Source organism: Pseudoflavonifractor sp., from assembly GCF_050943825.1.
Classification (GTDB): Bacteria; Bacillota; Clostridia; order Oscillospirales; family Oscillospiraceae; genus Pseudoflavonifractor.
Genome location: NZ_JBMNPX010000018.1, coordinates 44132 through 59757, shown reverse-complemented (window position 1 = coordinate 59757; position 15626 = coordinate 44132). Strand labels below are relative to the sequence as shown.

At 63.3% G+C, this 15626-nt stretch carries 12 protein-coding genes; 4 read left to right on the top strand and 8 right to left on the bottom strand.

What is annotated here, in order from left to right; all coding sequences use genetic code 11:
* Positions 1 to 239: FAD-dependent oxidoreductase (locus tag ACOX7T_RS12580; RefSeq protein WP_433442933.1), on the top strand; the 239-nt coding region annotated here is incomplete at its 5' end.
* Between the two features lie 94 nt (positions 240 to 333).
* A complete protein-coding gene (locus ACOX7T_RS12575; protein WP_433443286.1) occupies positions 334 to 1041 on the top strand; it encodes a class I SAM-dependent methyltransferase in 708 nt (235 codons plus the stop codon).
* Between the two features lie 64 nt (positions 1042 to 1105).
* On the opposite strand, the gene ACOX7T_RS12570 is transcribed toward ACOX7T_RS12575, so the two are convergent.
* From ACOX7T_RS12570 to ACOX7T_RS12555, 4 genes are all read right to left on the bottom strand, one after another.
* Positions 1106 to 2224 carry a hypothetical protein gene (locus tag ACOX7T_RS12570; RefSeq protein ID WP_433443284.1) on the bottom strand — a complete coding sequence of 373 codons (1119 nt, stop codon included), beginning with the start codon at positions 2222 to 2224 and terminating at the stop codon, positions 1106 to 1108.
* A 341-nt stretch (positions 2225 to 2565) separates the two neighbouring features.
* Positions 2566 to 5886, bottom strand: a complete 3321-nt coding sequence (locus tag ACOX7T_RS12565; RefSeq protein WP_433443282.1) for a CHAT domain-containing protein — start codon at positions 5884 to 5886, stop codon at positions 2566 to 2568.
* Positions 5867 to 6457, bottom strand: coding sequence for a hypothetical protein (locus ACOX7T_RS12560; RefSeq protein WP_433443280.1), 591 nt, complete (start codon positions 6455 to 6457; stop codon positions 5867 to 5869). Before ACOX7T_RS12560 ends, ACOX7T_RS12565 begins: the two co-directional genes overlap by 20 nt.
* Complete coding sequence (locus ACOX7T_RS12555) at positions 6450 to 7235, bottom strand: hypothetical protein (protein ID WP_433443277.1); 786 nt, start codon at positions 7233 to 7235, stop codon at positions 6450 to 6452. Before ACOX7T_RS12555 ends, ACOX7T_RS12560 begins: the two co-directional genes overlap by 8 nt.
* 210 nt (positions 7236 to 7445) lie before the next feature.
* Between ACOX7T_RS12555 and ACOX7T_RS12550 the strand changes: the two genes are divergently transcribed.
* Together ACOX7T_RS12550 and ACOX7T_RS12545 are read left to right on the top strand one after the other, a co-directional pair.
* Positions 7446 to 9479 (top strand): AAA family ATPase, encoded by a 2034-nt coding sequence (locus ACOX7T_RS12550; protein ID WP_433443274.1) that lies wholly within the window; start codon positions 7446 to 7448, stop codon positions 9477 to 9479.
* A 2-nt stretch (positions 9480 to 9481) separates the two neighbouring features.
* The gene (locus tag ACOX7T_RS12545) at positions 9482 to 10543 is read left to right on the top strand and encodes a hypothetical protein (protein ID WP_433443271.1); all 1062 of its coding nucleotides are present in this window, start codon (positions 9482 to 9484) and stop codon (positions 10541 to 10543) included.
* Between the two features lie 36 nt (positions 10544 to 10579).
* Here ACOX7T_RS12545 and ACOX7T_RS12540 read toward each other — a convergent pair whose 3' ends face one another.
* The 4 genes from ACOX7T_RS12540 to ACOX7T_RS12525 form a co-directional block, all read right to left on the bottom strand.
* Positions 10580 to 11371, bottom strand: a complete 792-nt coding sequence (locus ACOX7T_RS12540; protein WP_433443269.1) for a hypothetical protein — start codon at positions 11369 to 11371, stop codon at positions 10580 to 10582.
* A gap of 52 nt (positions 11372 to 11423) precedes the next feature.
* Positions 11424 to 12959: a recombinase family protein gene (locus ACOX7T_RS12535; RefSeq protein WP_433443267.1), complete on the bottom strand. Its 1536-nt coding sequence runs from the start codon at positions 12957 to 12959 to the stop codon at positions 11424 to 11426.
* A 223-nt stretch (positions 12960 to 13182) separates the two neighbouring features.
* Positions 13183 to 14160 carry a WYL domain-containing protein gene (locus tag ACOX7T_RS12530; protein ID WP_433443264.1) on the bottom strand — a complete coding sequence of 326 codons (978 nt, stop codon included), beginning with the start codon at positions 14158 to 14160 and terminating at the stop codon, positions 13183 to 13185.
* Entirely contained in the window at positions 14160 to 15392 is a 1233-nt protein-coding gene (locus ACOX7T_RS12525; protein WP_433443261.1) for a WYL domain-containing protein, read from the bottom strand. Before ACOX7T_RS12525 ends, ACOX7T_RS12530 begins: the two co-directional genes overlap by 1 nt.
* Positions 15393 to 15626: the final 234 nt, after the last annotated feature.

The following is a 15626-nucleotide window of genomic DNA, read 5'->3' as shown; positions in this document are numbered from 1 at the left end:
ACGTGGACGCTGTCATCATGAGCCTGGGCACCAGCCCCAACCCCCTCATCCGTTCCACTACCCCCGGCCTGGACACCAACAAGAAGGGCTGCCTCATCGTGGCCGACGACGGCGTGACCACCACCCGCGAGGGCGTGTTTGCCGGCGGCGACGCGGTGACCGGCGCTGCCACGGTCATCCTGGCCATGGGCGCGGGCAAGAAGGGCGCCGAGCAGATTCACGCCTACCTGTCCAAGTAAGACAATACATACGGATGGCGGACCGCGTGCTCTCTCCACGCTGTCCGCCATCTGAAAATACGGACAAACAGCCAGAAAGAAGGATATTCCAGTCATGCTGCATCTGAAAGAATATCTGCCCGGCCTGAAGGCGGGCAAGGCACTGGACGTGGGCACCCGGTACGGCGAGTTCGCCTTCACCCTGGTGGAGGCCATGCCGGAGGGCTCCGAGGTCATCGGCTTGGAGTGCGACCCCAAGACCGTGGAGGAGGCCAGGGAGAAGAACGGCGGCAAGGGCATCACCTTTGTCCAGGGCGAGGGCGCCCACATGGACTTCCCCGACGGCACCTTTGAGCTGGTGGCCATCTCCAACACCCTGCACCACATCGAGGACTACGACGCGGTGCTCAAGGAGATGCTGCGGGTGCTCAAGCCCGGCGGCTGGTTCTTGGTCAATGAGATGTACTCGGACAACCAGAACGAGGCCCAGCAGACCCACTTCCTCCAGCACACTCTGGAGGCCAAGCTGGACATGCTCTCCGGTGGTTTCCAGCGTCCTACCTGGAACCGGCAGGAGATTGTGGACATCCTCAGCCCCCTGTCTCTCACCGACGTGAAGATGGTGGACCTGCTGGAGGAACCCGAGATGGACAAGAAGCTGGCGGGCAAGACCGCCAAGCTGGTGGCCGCCGTGGAGAAGAAGGCCGCCGGCAAGCCGGAGTACGAGCAGCTGCTGGCCGAGGCCAAGAGCATCCAGGAGCGGTATGAGCGCACCGGCATCCAGCGCTGCACCCAGCTGGTCTATCTGGGCAAAAAGGCCTGATTTTTCTCAGAACGCATAAAAAGGACCGGACAGCAATGCTGTCCGGTCCTTTTTGCATGGAGAATCAGCTGTCATTCTCCTGAGGCGGGACGGCCGCCAGCCCGTCCCGCAGGCGCTGGAGTGCGCGGGGGGAGAGACAGGGACCGCAGCTCTCCAGCCGCTGGAGAAATCCCCGCATCTGTTCCAGCTGCTCGGCGTCCACCTTGGTGGTAACAATGCCGGTGGACAGCCATTCCAGCTCGGGGAAGGCCATCAGGGGCAGGTAGACCACGCAGCCCATCAGAGTGGTCATGACCTTGCGGGACAGCTCCTCATCCCAGAAGGGAATGGTCTCCCGCAGGGTGATGGAATGGTCGCTGAAGTCATAATTCCAGCTGAAGTAGCGCATGGACTGGTTGAGTTCCGCAAAGCGCATCAGCAGGGCGGGCGCCATCTCCGGTCCGCACAGGATGGGAAATTTCACTTTGAGCCGCACACAGCAGTGGGGCCGGCCCTCCAGAATGATGGACAGGTCGAAATGGGAGGCGCGGCAGCCCATGGAGGGAACAAAAAATGTCGGCGAGGTCGCCCGATATCCTTCGCTGTAGCAGGACATCTCACCCTCGATATAGTGGTATCCCCGGCGGTTCAGCTCCTCCCGGATCTCAGACTGCACCCTGCGGAGAAGTGCCTCACGCTGGCCCTCACGGCGGCTGATCAGCTCGAGAAGATCTCCCAGCTCCATGTCATTGACCTTGTCCTCACCGTCCACGTCCCATTCGTTCAGGGCGCTGTCCACCTTGTGTTTCCAGAGGTCGGCAGGGCCGCCGTCTTTCATCCGCTTGTCAATGGCCGCATCGATTTCCGCCCTCCAACGGGCTTCATCCTCTTCGTCATCCTCATCGAAGTCGTCCTCGTCTTCCTCTTCGAGTTCTTCATTGAAGTCGTCCCCGTCTTCATCTCCGAGTGCTTCGTCGGAATTATCCTCATTTACATCCCCGGACTGCTCATCGCCCTCGTCCTTATCTTCGGACTCCTCCGGGTCAATCTGGTCCGTTGACTGAGGCAGAATATCAAGAACTCTGCAATTTTCCCCGTCGGCAGACGCAACGGGGAAGAGCTCTCCCAGATCCAGCCCGATGGCCTGAGGGGAAGCACTCACAGGGGTCTGGTGATCCGAAGAGAAAATAAAACGATAGTCCATATAAGAAATCCTCCCTGTCTCTGTTTGAAAGCTGTTTGCTTAATAAAACAGAGCAGGGAGGAGATTATCACGGCAGAAGCGGAAAAAACTTCCTATTCATAATGCGTACGGAACAAAGCCCAAAGCCTTGAAAGACAAAGTCTTCAAGGCTTTGGGCTTTGTTCAAGTGCAATGGTTTTGGAAAAATCATTGCACCTTCCGCTGGTGTATCTCAATGCACCAGCGGAAATACGCACTGGAACAATGGCTGAATTCCATAAAGCGGCTCCTTTAAGCCGTTTTATGGAATTGCGCGGCTACTGCCGCGAGAATAAACCGATTTACGGTTTATTCAGCGGCCATTATTCGTAGAGAATATAGCCGCCCCAATAGCGGATCTGGGCAAAGGGGCGGTGGGTGGGCTTGAGGCGGGATATCTTCCGCATGTCCTCCGCCACCAGGCCGATGCGGCGGAACCGCCGCTCGTCAAACCAGCCGGCACAGCCCAGCTCTCCGATGGTGACGGTGCGCAGGTAGTGCTGGGCGTCCCGCAGGGCCTGCCCGGCGGGCATGGAGGACAGGTTGTCGTAGAACCGGTCCATGAGGATAAGGGAGGCGAAGTCGTCGGCCTCCCAGATGGACAGGAGCATGACCCTGGCCCCCTGGACCTTGAAGGCGGTCTGGAGCCCCACGATGCCGTTGCCCTGACGGATGTCACCCATGCCGCTGAAGCAGGCGGACAGGACCACCAGGTCTGGCGGGTCCATCCGGTAGTTGCACAGCTCCTCGGCGGTCAGAATGCCGTTGCCCAGCACCGGGTCCTTTTCTCCGGTGAGGAGCCAGTCGTTGGCCCCGGCAAAGTACAGGCAGGAGCGGCGCATGGGATTGGGGGCGTACTCATACTCCTCGCTGTCATCCTCCTGGTCGCTGAAAAATGCGCCGTGGGTGGCGATGTGGACAATGGAGGCGTGGCAGTCCTGGAGGGCGTGCTTGTCCGCCGCCCGCCGCATCAGGGGGACGGCCCCCGTCTTTTCCGCCACCATCTGAGCCTCCAGCTTGGTGAAGGGCACCTTCTGCACCAGCCTGCCCGCCATGACAGGGGGAACCTGAGAAGGTGCCAGGGGCGTGAGGGAGAAGTCCGGGTTGCCGATCACCAGCGTCTCCCGGCCCACAGGGCGGATGTTCTGGTCCGGCTTCAGGTCCCGGGCGCTCTCCAGGTAGACCACGCTGTACCGATCGCAGAGGAAGGTGGAGGAGTCCCGGCTCAGGAGACTGAAGGGCAGCTTGGGCAGATCTCCGTCGGGGGAGAAGAAGAGGGTGCGCACCTCCGGGCCCACCAGGGACTCCACCGGCCGGAAGAGCAGCTGGTACAGGGACAGGTAGCCCGCCGCGCCCACCGCCCGGGCCAGGGTCTTGTTTTTGGTGGCCCGGGCGCCGGCGGTCACAAAGAGCAGATTGCGCCGCACCTCCAGAAAGTTCAGGGAGGTCAGCTGGCGCAGGCGGAGGTAGCCGTCCGCCCGGAAGAGCACGAACACCGCGTACCGCATATCCCCCAGCACCAGGTCGCCGGAGCGGTTGGCCGGGTAGGCGTAGTAGTCCACCAATACGGCGGCGGGGGGCAGATTTCTGAGAATTTCCCCGCAGGAAATCCACCGGAAATCCTCCGGCGGGTCCTCCGACAGGGAGAGCTCCAGCAGCCGCTTCTCCTCTTCGGCGACGGAGATGTCCCGGACAGTGCCCCGGAGCAGTTCCTCCACCTTCTCGTCCATAATGTCCGCCCGGAGCCGGTCAATCTGCCGGTAGAGCGGCTCATCCTCCGGGTGGGCTTCCCGTCGCCTGCGGTTGATGCGCAGCAGGCGGGAATAGATAGACTTGCCGTTGATAATCAGCTCGTAGAGCTGGTTGACGCCTATGGTAATCAGCCCCTGGTCGGCCAGAGCCAGCGTGAAGTTGATGATGATGGTGTTGGACCACAGGGACTTGAGGATATACTCCTCGTCCCGGCAGTTGAGGATACGGCGGATCCGGTCCTCCATGCCGCCGGCCAGCTCCTCCAGCAATGCTGTGAGGGCGGGGCGGTCCAGCAGGTCGGGCAGATAGGGCAGCAGGGGAATCGCGGTGCTGAAGAGCATGCCCTGTGGGTAGAGGTTCTGGTGGGTCCGGGCGTCCTCCAGGGCGGAGAGCGCCCATTTCCGGGCAGTGGTCCGGGCCCCCTGCCGGAGAAAGAGCAGGGCCTTGGCCCGCTTGAGGGCCACAGAAGCGGTGGTCACGCCGGGATAGAGCCGGTCCAGCAGGGCTTCACAGCGGTCCAGGGTGGTGTGGATCCGTCCAAGCTGGTTCTGGGAGAGCAGCCCCTCCTGGAGCTGGGTGTAGGCGCTGTTGAAGAGGAACCAGAAGTGGAGCACCACGTCGTTGTCTGCGGTGGAGAGGGCCTGGACGGCCTGGGCCGTCTCGGGGGGCAGGATCTCCTCCAGGCCGAAGAAGCTGGCCGTGATATAGAGAATGGCAGCGGCCCGGCTGCGGTACAGCTCACCCTCCTCAATCAGCGCGGCCCCCTCCAGAAGCAGCCGCAGGGCCTCCTCGTCCTGAGAGGAGTAGGCCAGGGGGTAGAGCAGGTTGTTGATGGCTGCCAGGGACTCCTCGCCGCTGTATTCATGGGTGCGGGAGAGCAGATAGGCCTGCTTGGCGTGAAACTCCATCCGGCTCAGGTCGGAGGGGGACTCGGTGCTGTAAAAGTAGCGGCGGGCCCAGGCGGTGTGGAGCTGGAAGCGCAGCCGGTCATCCTCGTCGTCCTCTGGCGGCAGAGCCTCCAGCAGAGCCTCGGCCTGCCGCAGGTGCTCATCCACCCCTGCGTTTTCCATCCGGTCCAGCAGGATGTCCACGATGAGCAGGTGGGTGTGGCAGAGAATGGCGCGGGAGAAATCGGCCTCGGGCTGGCTGAGCAGGATCCGGCTCTGCTCCAGGGCTGCGGCGGAGTCCCCCATGAGGTAGTACAGGTGCATCAGCTCACTGCGGGCCACCATGAGAAAGGGGGTGTCCTCCCCAAAGAACTCCAGCCGGATGTCCACGCACAGCTGAACCAAATCCAGGGCCTCCGCCCGGCATTCCGCATCTGTCTCCAGAAGAGTCCCTACAATCAGCAGTAAATCAGACACGCTGGCCGCGTCAATCTGCACCAGCATGTCCAGACAGTCCTTCAGAATATCCCGGTAGAGGGAGAGGGTCTGCTCCCGGGGCTCTCCCCGGTACATGTGGACAATCTCATAGAGCAGGAACAGCTCGGGCACATAGGAGCTCTGGCCGTAGATGTCCCACAGAGTCAGGGTGATCCGGCTGGCCAGGATCTCCGCCCCGTCGGGGGAGAACTGCTCCGCCTCCGCGCGGAGGAGAAAGGCGATCTCCATCAGCGTGGAGGTCTTGAAGGAGAAAAAGGCCTCGTCCCAGGGCTCCTGATCCCAGGCAAACAGGCGCAGCAGGATGCCGGTATAGGCCGGAGCCTCGTCCAGCTCCCGGACGGCCTCGGGCAGCAGATCCAGCAGCCGCTCCCGCTCCTCCGGGCTGTCCTCCTGGGCCAGCAGGTGGAGCTGGAACAGCAGCGCGGCGTGCTCCTCCCCCCGCTCCGCGGCGGCGTCCCGCAGGGCGGCCAGGCGGGCCGGGGAGGGCTCAGAGGACGGCCAGGTCATAGGAGCCGTCCTCCAGACCGAGAAATTCCGCGGTCCACACCTCGCCGTCCCGGGTCATCTCCTGGACGGCAGCCGGTGTGCCGTCCGCCCGCAGCAGCAGCGCCGTGGGGTTGGAGGAGGGGACCTCCTCCGCGTCCAGCCGGACGGTGAGGGCCCCGTCCCGGACGGAGAGCTGGTTATAGCTGTTCTCATTGTCCACCAGGCGGTCCATGGCGGGGTGAGCGGCCCCGGCCGAGCGGGCGCCCACGGGGATGGGGTGGCCGAAGTCGCAGTCGCCGAAGCGGGCCGCATCCAGCAGCAGCTGCCGGGCGGCGTCCTGAATCCGCAGGCGGAACCAGGCGGCCTTCTCCCGCAGCCGGTCCGCTGCGCCAGACTGGGCCTGGGCGGAGCGGCGAAGGGGCAGGGCGGCGGATGACTCCTGCAGGTCGATGAGAGCCTTACAGATTGCCTTGCAGTCAGGGCACGCCAGCAGATGGGCGTTGACCCGGGCAGCCCGGGCCATGGCCTCCGGGCTCATCTCTCTGTTATAGACAAAGGCGATGAGCTCTTCCAGCGAGATATGTTCACTCATCGAGGGTACCTCCCATAATTTCGTCGCATTTTTTCTGGAGGGATTTTCGGGCTCTGCTGGAGACCAGGGTAATCTCCCGTGTAGTCAGCCGGAAGGGCTTGTTTCCGGCGTCGGCCGCCAGTTTTCTGTCCAGAGGCGCCAGGACGTCCTCCGGCATGGGCAGTCTGAAGAGAAAGCGAAGCTCCTTCCACAGGAAGTCCCGGAACTCAGACAGGGGGCGGCCGGAGAAGCGGCGGACAATGGCCTCCGGGGCGCCCTTCTTCCGGGCGTTCCCCCTGGCCATGGCGGGGATGAGGAGCGCGTTGTAGAGGCAGGCCAGAATCCGATCCGGAGCCATATCAAGGCTGCAGATGTAGGAGACGATGCGGCAGCAGCGCTCGAAGTTGGCCTGCTCCTCCTCATCCACAGGGGTGGGCGGCGTGGGGCCGGGAGCGGGACCGCCGCCGAGGGACCCCACATCCTCCAGCGGCAGACACTCGTTTTTGTAGTTTTTGTTGAGAAAGTCGTTGATCCGGCTGTTGGCGATCTTGATGAGCCAGGCGTTGCGCTGGGCGGGGGCGTTGTTTTCCGATGATTCGAGGAAAAAACTCATATGTACCCAGACCGAGCACTGGATCTCCTGAATCACCTCGTCCACGTCGGAGAACCGCACCCTGGAGCGGACCAGATTCCTGACGGAGCGGTTCACGACGCTGTTCAGCTCCTCGTAGACCACCTGATCGCCCTTGGACATGCCGTCCTTGAGCCGGTTGAAGAATTCCTGGGCCCCAAATTCCATCCGTTATCACTCCTTTTCTGTCGTATAACCTCTCTCCGCGTTCTTAAAAGGAGGGGAAAGGAGGAATATCCTATATTATACAGAAGTGAATTGGGGAGAGCAAGGTGGTTGGGAAATAAAAAAAGTTTTTTCCCGATGTGATTTTGAGAGATTTGCGGCGTTTCCCCTTTTGAAAGAGAACAGTCTGATATCGCGGGAGGAGGAAGCACCGTGAAAGCATCCAAACAGGAAGAAAGACGCAGAATGGTGGCGGTACATCTGCCCGAAACCCTTATGAGCAAGCGGATCCAGAGCCTGGTGGGGCGGTTTGTGGACAACGATGGGGAGCTGGGCTTTATGTTCCGCAGCACCCGGTACAGCCAGAAGGTCATGGGCGTGGAGCTGGAGGACCCCCGGCTGAGCAATCTGCTGACCTGGCTGGCGGAGAGAAATGAGACCATGCTGCTCACCGGGAGACGGGACAAAAAGAACCCTGATCTCTTCTGTGTCTGGGGTCTGGACCCGGGCGGTCCCGGCAGCGCCATGCCCGCCATCTTCGCCAAGGAGAAGCAGACCGACCTGACCCCGGACAAGCTGAACGCCATGCTCCGTCACTTTGGCATTGAGACGGCGGGGCCGGACCTGACCGTGCAGGACAGCAGCGCGGAGTTCCAGACCGAGGAGGAGCTGCGGCTGCTGCTGCGGGTGTGCGGGGAGGCCTATCCCCCTGAGATCCGCGCCTGGGCAGAGCGTACCCTGGACCAGTGCGAGAAGATCTGGAGCGGGACGGATCGGGAGAAGCAGCATGCCGTCCGCTCTCTGACCTATGCCCTGAACATCAGCTGGAACGTCCGCAGCCTGAATCTGCCCAGCCTGGAGGAGGCACGGCAGATCATGGACAGCACCTTCTACGGCCTGGAGCCGGTGAAGCAGCGGATTCTGGAGGTGCTGGCCCAGATGAAGCGGACGGGTACTATGCCCTCCTGGGGGCTCCTGCTGGACGGCCCCGCCGGCGTGGGCAAGACCTCCATCGCCAAGGCGGTGGCCCGCATTCTCAACCTGCCCATGGCGGTGCTGGACATGTCCACCATCCGGGACATTGAGGACCTGACCGGGTCCTCCCGCATTTACAGCAACGGCCGTCCCGGCCGGATTATCCAGCAGCTTTACGGTGTGAAAAATGCCAACACGGTCATGGTCATCAACGAGCTGGACAAGGCCAACGCCAACAACGGCAAGGGCAATCCTGCCGACGCGCTTCTCACCCTGCTGGACGGCACCGGCTTCACCGACACCTTCATGGACGTGGCCATCCCCACCCGGGGCATTTTCTTCGTGGCCACCTGCAACGAGCTGGGCAATATCAGCCGCCCCATCCGGGACCGGTTCCTCACCATCAATATCCCCGGGTACAGCGGGGATGAGAAGAAGGAGATTTTCTCCCGCTACACCCTGCCCAAGCTGACAAAGCGGATGGGAATCGAACCGGAGGAGTTCTCCATGACGCCCGAGGCGCTGGAGGCCCTTTGTACCCGGTACGCCACCCAGCCGGGCGCCCGCGACCTGGAGCAGTACGGTGAGAAGCTGCTCTCCCGCTACCTCTACCGGAGGGAGTCAGGGGAGGAGAACTTCCGCTGCGACCTGAATATGCTCCACAGCGTCCTGGGTCCCGAGCGCTGCGTGGAGCGGACCATGGCCTTCTTTCCCGGTATGGCCAACGCGGTGTACCGTGGGGAGCGGGGTGTGAGATGCTTCCCCATCCAGGCCTCCGCCCGGCCCGGCAGCGGCGGCCTGAAGCTCATCGGCATCCACAACGCGGAGGTACAGGAGAGCTGCCAGGTGGCCTACGAGTTTGTGTGCCATGCACTGCGGGGCAGCGTACGTCCTCGGATGACAGATGTGACGCTCTTTGTGCCCCAGAGCGTGGATGATGCCTGCGGCAACGCCTTGGGCGTGGCGGCGGCCGCCGCCATTCTCTCCGTCATGACGGAGAAGGAGCTGGGGCCGGACTGCGCCTTCCTGGGCGGCTGCGACCTGTACGGCAACACCTACTTTGACGACATCAGCGCCGACGCCTACCTGGACGCCCTGGAGGCCATCGGCGTCACCACGGTGTACGCCGCAGCCGGGACGGGTGCCAAGCTGTACAGATACAGGAGCCGCCGGAGCATCCAGGTGGTGGAGGCGGCCAACCTGTCCATTCTGCTGGAGGCGGCTACCTACCGGCTGCCCGCCGCGCTGAAAAAGACGGAGAAGGAGGAATAACCATGCGCGACCAAAATGAGGAGAGCTACCTGGCCTTCCTGGGGGATACAGTACTTATGACCGGCGCGTTTCTCTTCGCCTTCTGGCGCATGGGACCCTGCCGGCTGGTCAGTCCCTTCACCGGTGAGCAGCTGGACCTGGATGTGTCAATTCAGGCAATGCTGCTTCTGGTCATCGTGGCGGAGGTGGTGTGCTACCTGGCCACCTCCGCCCGGCAGCGCCGGTTCTCCACCTCCGTGGTCAACGCGGCAGTGCCCTTTGCCATCTACTGCTTCTGCTGCGTACGGCCCTACTGGGGCTGGAAGTGGCTGGCGGTGCTGATTGTGCTGGGCGTTCTCCTGGTAGGGCTGGCCCTGTCCGTCACCCTCACCCCGGCGCCCAGCCACTGGGGCTGGTGGGAGCTTGTCCGCAGCAGGATCCGGTTTTTTGTCTCCCGCGGGCGGCTGGCGGTGGTGCTGTGCTTCCTAGGGGCACTGGCTACCGTGGTGGGCAACGGCCTGTTCGGAATTCCGGTGCTGACGGCGGACACGGTGGAGCCTGCCGCCGCCCCCACGGCGGAGGTGGACGAAAACCGGCTGGTCTGCCTCAACGAGGACCTGTGGGCCCAGCTGGATGAGCAGGAGCGGCTGGATGTACTGGGCGTGGTGGCGCTGAACGAGAGCGTCTATCTGGGTACCCCTGACATGCCGCCCATCCAGGGGGCCTACCTGGGGGGCTATACCGTGGGACAGTACGACTGGAACAAGGGGACCATCACCATTGACCTCCAGCTGCTGGGCCAGTCGTCGGCAGCCGATTGTCTGGACACGGTGCTCCATGAGATGTACCACCACTACCAGCGCTGCCTGGTGGACTGCTACGCCACCATGGAGACAGAGTACCGCACCCTGCGGGCCTTCCGACAGGTGCCCGAGTACATGGAGGAGTCGGAGCACTATCAGAGCGACGGTATGGAGTACTACGACCAGAGCCTGGAGGAGGACGCCCGCGATCACGCGGCCTACCGGTCAGACTATTATCTGGCCTGGGCGGAGGAGCTGAAAGGGGAGGACGAACCGGCATAACAGAGGGCCCCGGGCATGCCCGGGGCCCTCTGCTGCTTATGAGACGGCCAGCCGGGCCTTCAATTCTTCCACAATCTCTCCGGCGGTGCGGTAGACCTGGTCGAAGTCCACGTGAGGGTTGTAAAGGGACTCCAACTCATCGTGCATGGCCTTGGCCTGGGCCAGGGATTCCACCGCCTCCTCCACCAAGGCGGCGGACACCTTTTTGGAGAACCGCAGCCTGGCTCGCAGGCGGCGCATGACCTCCTGGTCCGCCATGGCGTCCAGCCGCAGGCGGCGGTAGGGCCGTTTGCCGTAGGGCAGGGCGGGGGTGCTGGTGACAAAGGCCAGGGACAGGGCGGGGATGAGCAGGTGCTCAATCCGGTCGGGCCACATGGGGGAGGGGCAGAGAATCACGTCATACCCTGCCGCCATGGCCCCGGCGGCCAGATGGGTGAGCATGACATGGCCCAGCCCATAGCTGTCGGACAGCTCGTAGACCCGGCGGCACAGGGCGTCTACGGTGTCGAAGTTGCACAGCACACCCTTCCAGGTGATGGCTCCCAGGAACCGCTGCACTGCTTTCCCTGGCTCCTTCCCGCTCTTCTTCACCTCGCGGGCTAGGATGCCCTTGGTGCGCTTGGCCAGCTTGGCCTCCACGGCGGGGGTGATGAGGGCGGCACGCATATCCTCGCCAATCTGGGCAGCCGCAGTGAGACAGCGGTAGGCCCGCTGGTAGCAGCCCTTGTAGCCCTTCATGCACGCGCTCAGCTCAGAGCGCACCGCCTGGAGCCCTGCCCGGTCGTAGCAGTCACCTAAGTTGACATAACGCTCAACCGCGCCCGGCAACTTTGGCTCTACCACATGGGCGTGCGCAACGTGCCGCAGTTTTTTGCCGCGGTCAGAATTTCCAGGTGATTTGGACTGCCTGCTCCCCGGTCTCCGGGTTCCGCTCCCCGATTTCCACCCGTTCTATCAGCAGCGCCGCCAGGGGGCGGGGAAGCTGCTCCAGCTTCAGTAGTGCCTCCATCCGCCCGGCGATGTCCGCACTTTTTTCAGGACAGGGTGGGGCGTCCAGCCGGGCCAGCCGTTCCTCCAGCTTGGCCTGCTCTGCCAGAAAGGACTGGTTCAGTTCAAGAAACTGCTCCCGGCTGACCAGACCCTCCACCTTGTCCAGATAGAGGGCCCTGACGGCCTGCCGGTTTTTGGCCAGCCGGGCAGACAGGGTCTTCCGCTCCCGTTCCATGGCTTCACTATCCGGATTTGCGGCGGCAGGCAGCGGCAGGGTCCCCGGCGGGCAGCACAGGCCTACATAGTGCCGGACCTGCTCCGTCACCAGCGCTGTCAGGGTGTCCAAGCGGATGGAGTGGCGGGTGCAGCCTCCGCCGCCGGCATACCGCCCGCACCGGAGGTAGGACGGCCCCTGTCCGGCGTTGGCGGTGCGGCTCATGGCGCTGCCGCAGTCCATGCACTTCACCAGTCCGACCAGGGGGTGAGGGGCTCCCGTGCCGCCGCCTCTGGCACGGAGGGCCAGACCCTGTTGGACGGCCTGAAAGAGAGCTCTGTCCACAATGGGCTCGTGGGTGCCCTCCACGCGAAACCACTGCTCCCTGGGCAGGTCGATGAGGGCCTTGGATTTGTAGCTCACCTTTTTCCGCCGCCCCTGGACCATGACGCCGGTGTACATCTCGTTGCGGAGGATGCGCCACACGGTGGTCTTGTTCCACAGTCCCTGTCCGTCGGAGCCTGGAGCCACGCCGGGCCAGCCCTGCTCCAGCTTGTACCGGGTGGGGTTGGGGATGCCGGCGGCGTTGAGCAGCCGGGCAATCTCCTGCTTTCCCCGCCCCTCCAGGGACCAGCGGAAGATCTGCTTCACCACTCCGGCGGCCTCCGGGTCCGCAATGAGGTGGTGCCGGTCGGCCGGGTCCTTCCGGTAGCCGTAGATGGGCGCGCCGCCGATGTACTGCCCCTGCCGCCGCTTCATGTCCAGCACCGTGCGGATGTTCTCCGACAGGTCCTCCAGGTACCACTCGTTCACCAGACCGTTGATCTGCCGGGCTTTCTTGTTGCCCCGCACCTGGGTATCGGCGTTGTCGGCCACCGCCACGAACCGGATGCCCCAGAGGGGAAACAGGCCGTGGATGTACTTTTCCACTAGCTCCATGTCCCGGGTGAACCGGGACTGGCTCTTGCACAGGAGTACCTGGAACCGCCCGTCCTCAGCGTCCCGGAGCATTTGGTTGAAGGCGGGACGCAGGCGGTCGGCCCCGGAGTAGTCCTCGTCGCAGTAGACCTGAAAAACCGTCCAGCCCCGGTCGGCGGCGTAGGCGGTCAGCAGGGCCTTCTGGTTGCGGATGCTCTCCGAGGCGTCCCCCTGCCGGTCCTCGTCCTCCTTGCTCAGCCGGGTGTAGATGGCGCAGCGTATCACTTCACTCATGCCTTCAGGGCTCCTGCCAGCCAGGCGGCCACCGCCTGCCGGACGGCCTCTCTGTCCGGCTGCGTTCTGGACTGAAATTGCTCCGTGAGTACCAGCACAGTCTTTCGCATTGCCATACCTCCCCCTTTTATAGATTCCATAGAACTCTATGAGCGGCAAAGGGGGAGTATGAGGAGAGCCCCCGGCGCACACAGCGCCAGAGGCTCTTGACAAGATAAATCGTTCAGCTCAGGCCACCGTTCAGCAGGGCGGCCTGCTTACTCACCCGCTCCCGCATCAGGGCCACAAAGGACTCCGGGCCCAGCACCCGCACCACCGGGCCGAAGCCCAGCAGCCGGATGAGCACCTCAATTTGGTCTTCCTGCTGGTACCACAGCCGCACCGTGCAGGTGCCGCTCTCCTCGGCGTACTCGCTCTGCTTCTCATAGGAGGAGAACTCCAGCATAAACCGCTCCACGCCGTTGCGCTCTCTGCTAACCTGCAGGATCAGGGGCTGGGCGCAGCGGTGGCGGCGCCGCCACTCCGCCACGTCAAAGCCGCCGTCATACTGCTCGTCGGAGGGGGCAATGTCCAGAATCCGGCCCAGATTGAGGATGCTGCACCCCTTGCTGCGGCCGTCCCGGACCCTGAGGGCGTAAATCCGGAACTTGTCGTCCCGGGGGGAGTACTCCAGCCGCATGGGCCGGTACTCTGCTGTGTGGGCGTTCCCCTTTTGGGACAGATAGGTCACCTGGAGCACAGCGCCCGCCTTCAGGGCGGCCAGAATATCCTGGAACCGCTGGCGGTAGTCCGGGTCTGCGTAGTCGTCCCCGTCCAGAAAGCGGTCAAAGTAGACCACATCCTCCTGCCGGTACAGGGGCTCCACACCGGACAGAGCCTCCTCCAGGTGGGAGAGCTGCTCGTCAGAGAGGAAGAGACGCAGCCGCGGGTCGGCCAGCAGGGCTTTCAGCCAGGCCCGCTCCAGATGGGTCACCGGCAGGACGGGCAGCCGGTCCAGGCGGCTGTGGAACAGGCCGTCCCGCTCCTCCAGCAGGGGCCAGTCTTGGCCGCCCAGCAGCTTTGGGATGAGCTGGATGACGCTCTCGCCGTAGCCCCGGCCTGCCGCCAGCTCCTCCGCCTGGGCCCGGGTCAGGGGCGCGCTGCGGAGAATCTCCGCCACCACCGCGTAGTAGCAGCCGTAGACCTCGGAAAACAGCTCCATCACTCCTCACCTCCGTACAGCTCCGCCATGCGGCGGATATCATCATAAAACCGGTCAATGACCCTCTGGTTGTCCCCCTCCAGGGACACAATGCGCCCGATGAAGGTCTTGACCCAGTTCATCATCTCGCCGGTATCGTAGACATATCGGGTGCAGCGCCACAGGCCGGGCTCCACCTGCTCCACCGTACCGTCACGGCTCTCCCGGCGCAGGCGCTGGATGATGTAGGGCTCATTCACCTCGTCCGCCGCCACGGTCATGGAGAACCGCTCCAGCCGGGGGCTGTTGTGGAGGGCTGACCCCCAGTTGTGGGCCAACCGTTCCTTGGCCAGGGTACGGCAGGACTGGTCCTCCTCCTGACCGGGGAGGAGGGAGAGGGCCTTGATGTAGTCCAGCCGGAGGGAGGTGAAGCGCCGCCGATCGGGCAGCCAGGCCGCCAGATAGCGCCGCCCGGTCTGGACGCTGACCATGATCTTCACCGGCACCACCGTCATCACCAGCTCCCTGCCGCTGCGGGCGCTGACATTGGTCACCTCCAGACGGGCACGGGTGCGGATGGCATCCAAAGCGGTGAGCAGCATCTGATCTTCCAAAGTATGGACGATGAAGTGGTGCTTGAAGCGGAGCTTGCAGTCCTCCTCGCCTCCGCGGCTGGCCAGAAAGCTGCCCGCCACCGAGAGGGGAGCGGTCTCCCCGAAGAAGCACAGCAGCTCGGGCAGCCGGGTCTGGTCGGGGAAGAGAGAATCCAGGGTGCAAGGGGAGAGAGTATAGCACAGAGCACGGCCCTGCTTCTGGGCCTCCAGAATCCCCAGCTCCGTGTACTCCTTCAGCTTGCGCCGGACGGTGGACAGCTCGGAGAGAATGTTGTACCGGGTTGTCAGAGCGTCGGTGATCTCCTCGGCGTGGCGGGGGAGACCGTCGGCAAGCAGGTCCAGCAGGCAGAAGTGGAGGGTGATGTCGTTGTCGGTGAAGCTCTTGGACTGCCAGGCCCGGTACAGCGGGTTGTGGGCCAGCTCCGCCGCGTCCATGGACAGAAACACCGCCTTGCCTCTGGGTCCGTACTCCCAGCGCAGATTGTCCCCCAGCCAGCTCTCAATACGGCGGCGCTCATTGTCGTAGGTGCGGGCGCTCTTGCCCTCAAACTCCCGCCGGGTCTTGTAGCCGAAGACCAGAAAGTCACGCATGTACTCCCGCACCGATTCAAACCGCTTTACCAGCTCACGATAGGCCATGACGCTGCCCCCTTTTCTGACAGTGTACGACAAAACGGCGGACCTCGCAACTTTTTTGAGAGGAAAAAGCAGACACAGCAGGTTATGATATGCACATGAAAGGCGCCCACAGCAAATTCTTTTATTGGCTCGGGAGAAGCTTCCGGATCATATCCGGAATACGGCGCCTTGTACGCAGAAAGGCACAGACAGCAATCTTACCGGTTATGTGGATTCAAAACACAATGTGCCTTG

Excerpts from the sequence above, each read along its gene's own strand:
- ACOX7T_RS12575 (WP_433443286.1), top strand. The coding sequence starts at position 334 with ATGCTGCATCTGAAAGAATATCTGCCCGGCCTGAAGGCGGGCAAGGCA.
- ACOX7T_RS12570 (WP_433443284.1), bottom strand. The coding sequence starts at position 2,224 with ATGGACTATCGTTTTATTTTCTCTTCGGATCACCAGACCCCTGTGAGT.
- ACOX7T_RS12565 (WP_433443282.1), bottom strand. The coding sequence starts at position 5,886 with ATGACCTGGCCGTCCTCTGAGCCCTCCCCGGCCCGCCTGGCCGCCCTG.
- ACOX7T_RS12560 (WP_433443280.1), bottom strand. The coding sequence starts at position 6,457 with ATGAGTGAACATATCTCGCTGGAAGAGCTCATCGCCTTTGTCTATAAC.
- ACOX7T_RS12555 (WP_433443277.1), bottom strand. The coding sequence starts at position 7,235 with ATGGAATTTGGGGCCCAGGAATTCTTCAACCGGCTCAAGGACGGCATG.
- ACOX7T_RS12545 (WP_433443271.1), top strand. The coding sequence starts at position 9,482 with ATGCGCGACCAAAATGAGGAGAGCTACCTGGCCTTCCTGGGGGATACA.
- ACOX7T_RS12535 (WP_433443267.1), bottom strand. The coding sequence starts at position 12,959 with ATGAGTGAAGTGATACGCTGCGCCATCTACACCCGGCTGAGCAAGGAG.
- ACOX7T_RS12530 (WP_433443264.1), bottom strand. The coding sequence starts at position 14,160 with ATGGAGCTGTTTTCCGAGGTCTACGGCTGCTACTACGCGGTGGTGGCG.
- ACOX7T_RS12525 (WP_433443261.1), bottom strand. The coding sequence starts at position 15,392 with ATGGCCTATCGTGAGCTGGTAAAGCGGTTTGAATCGGTGCGGGAGTAC.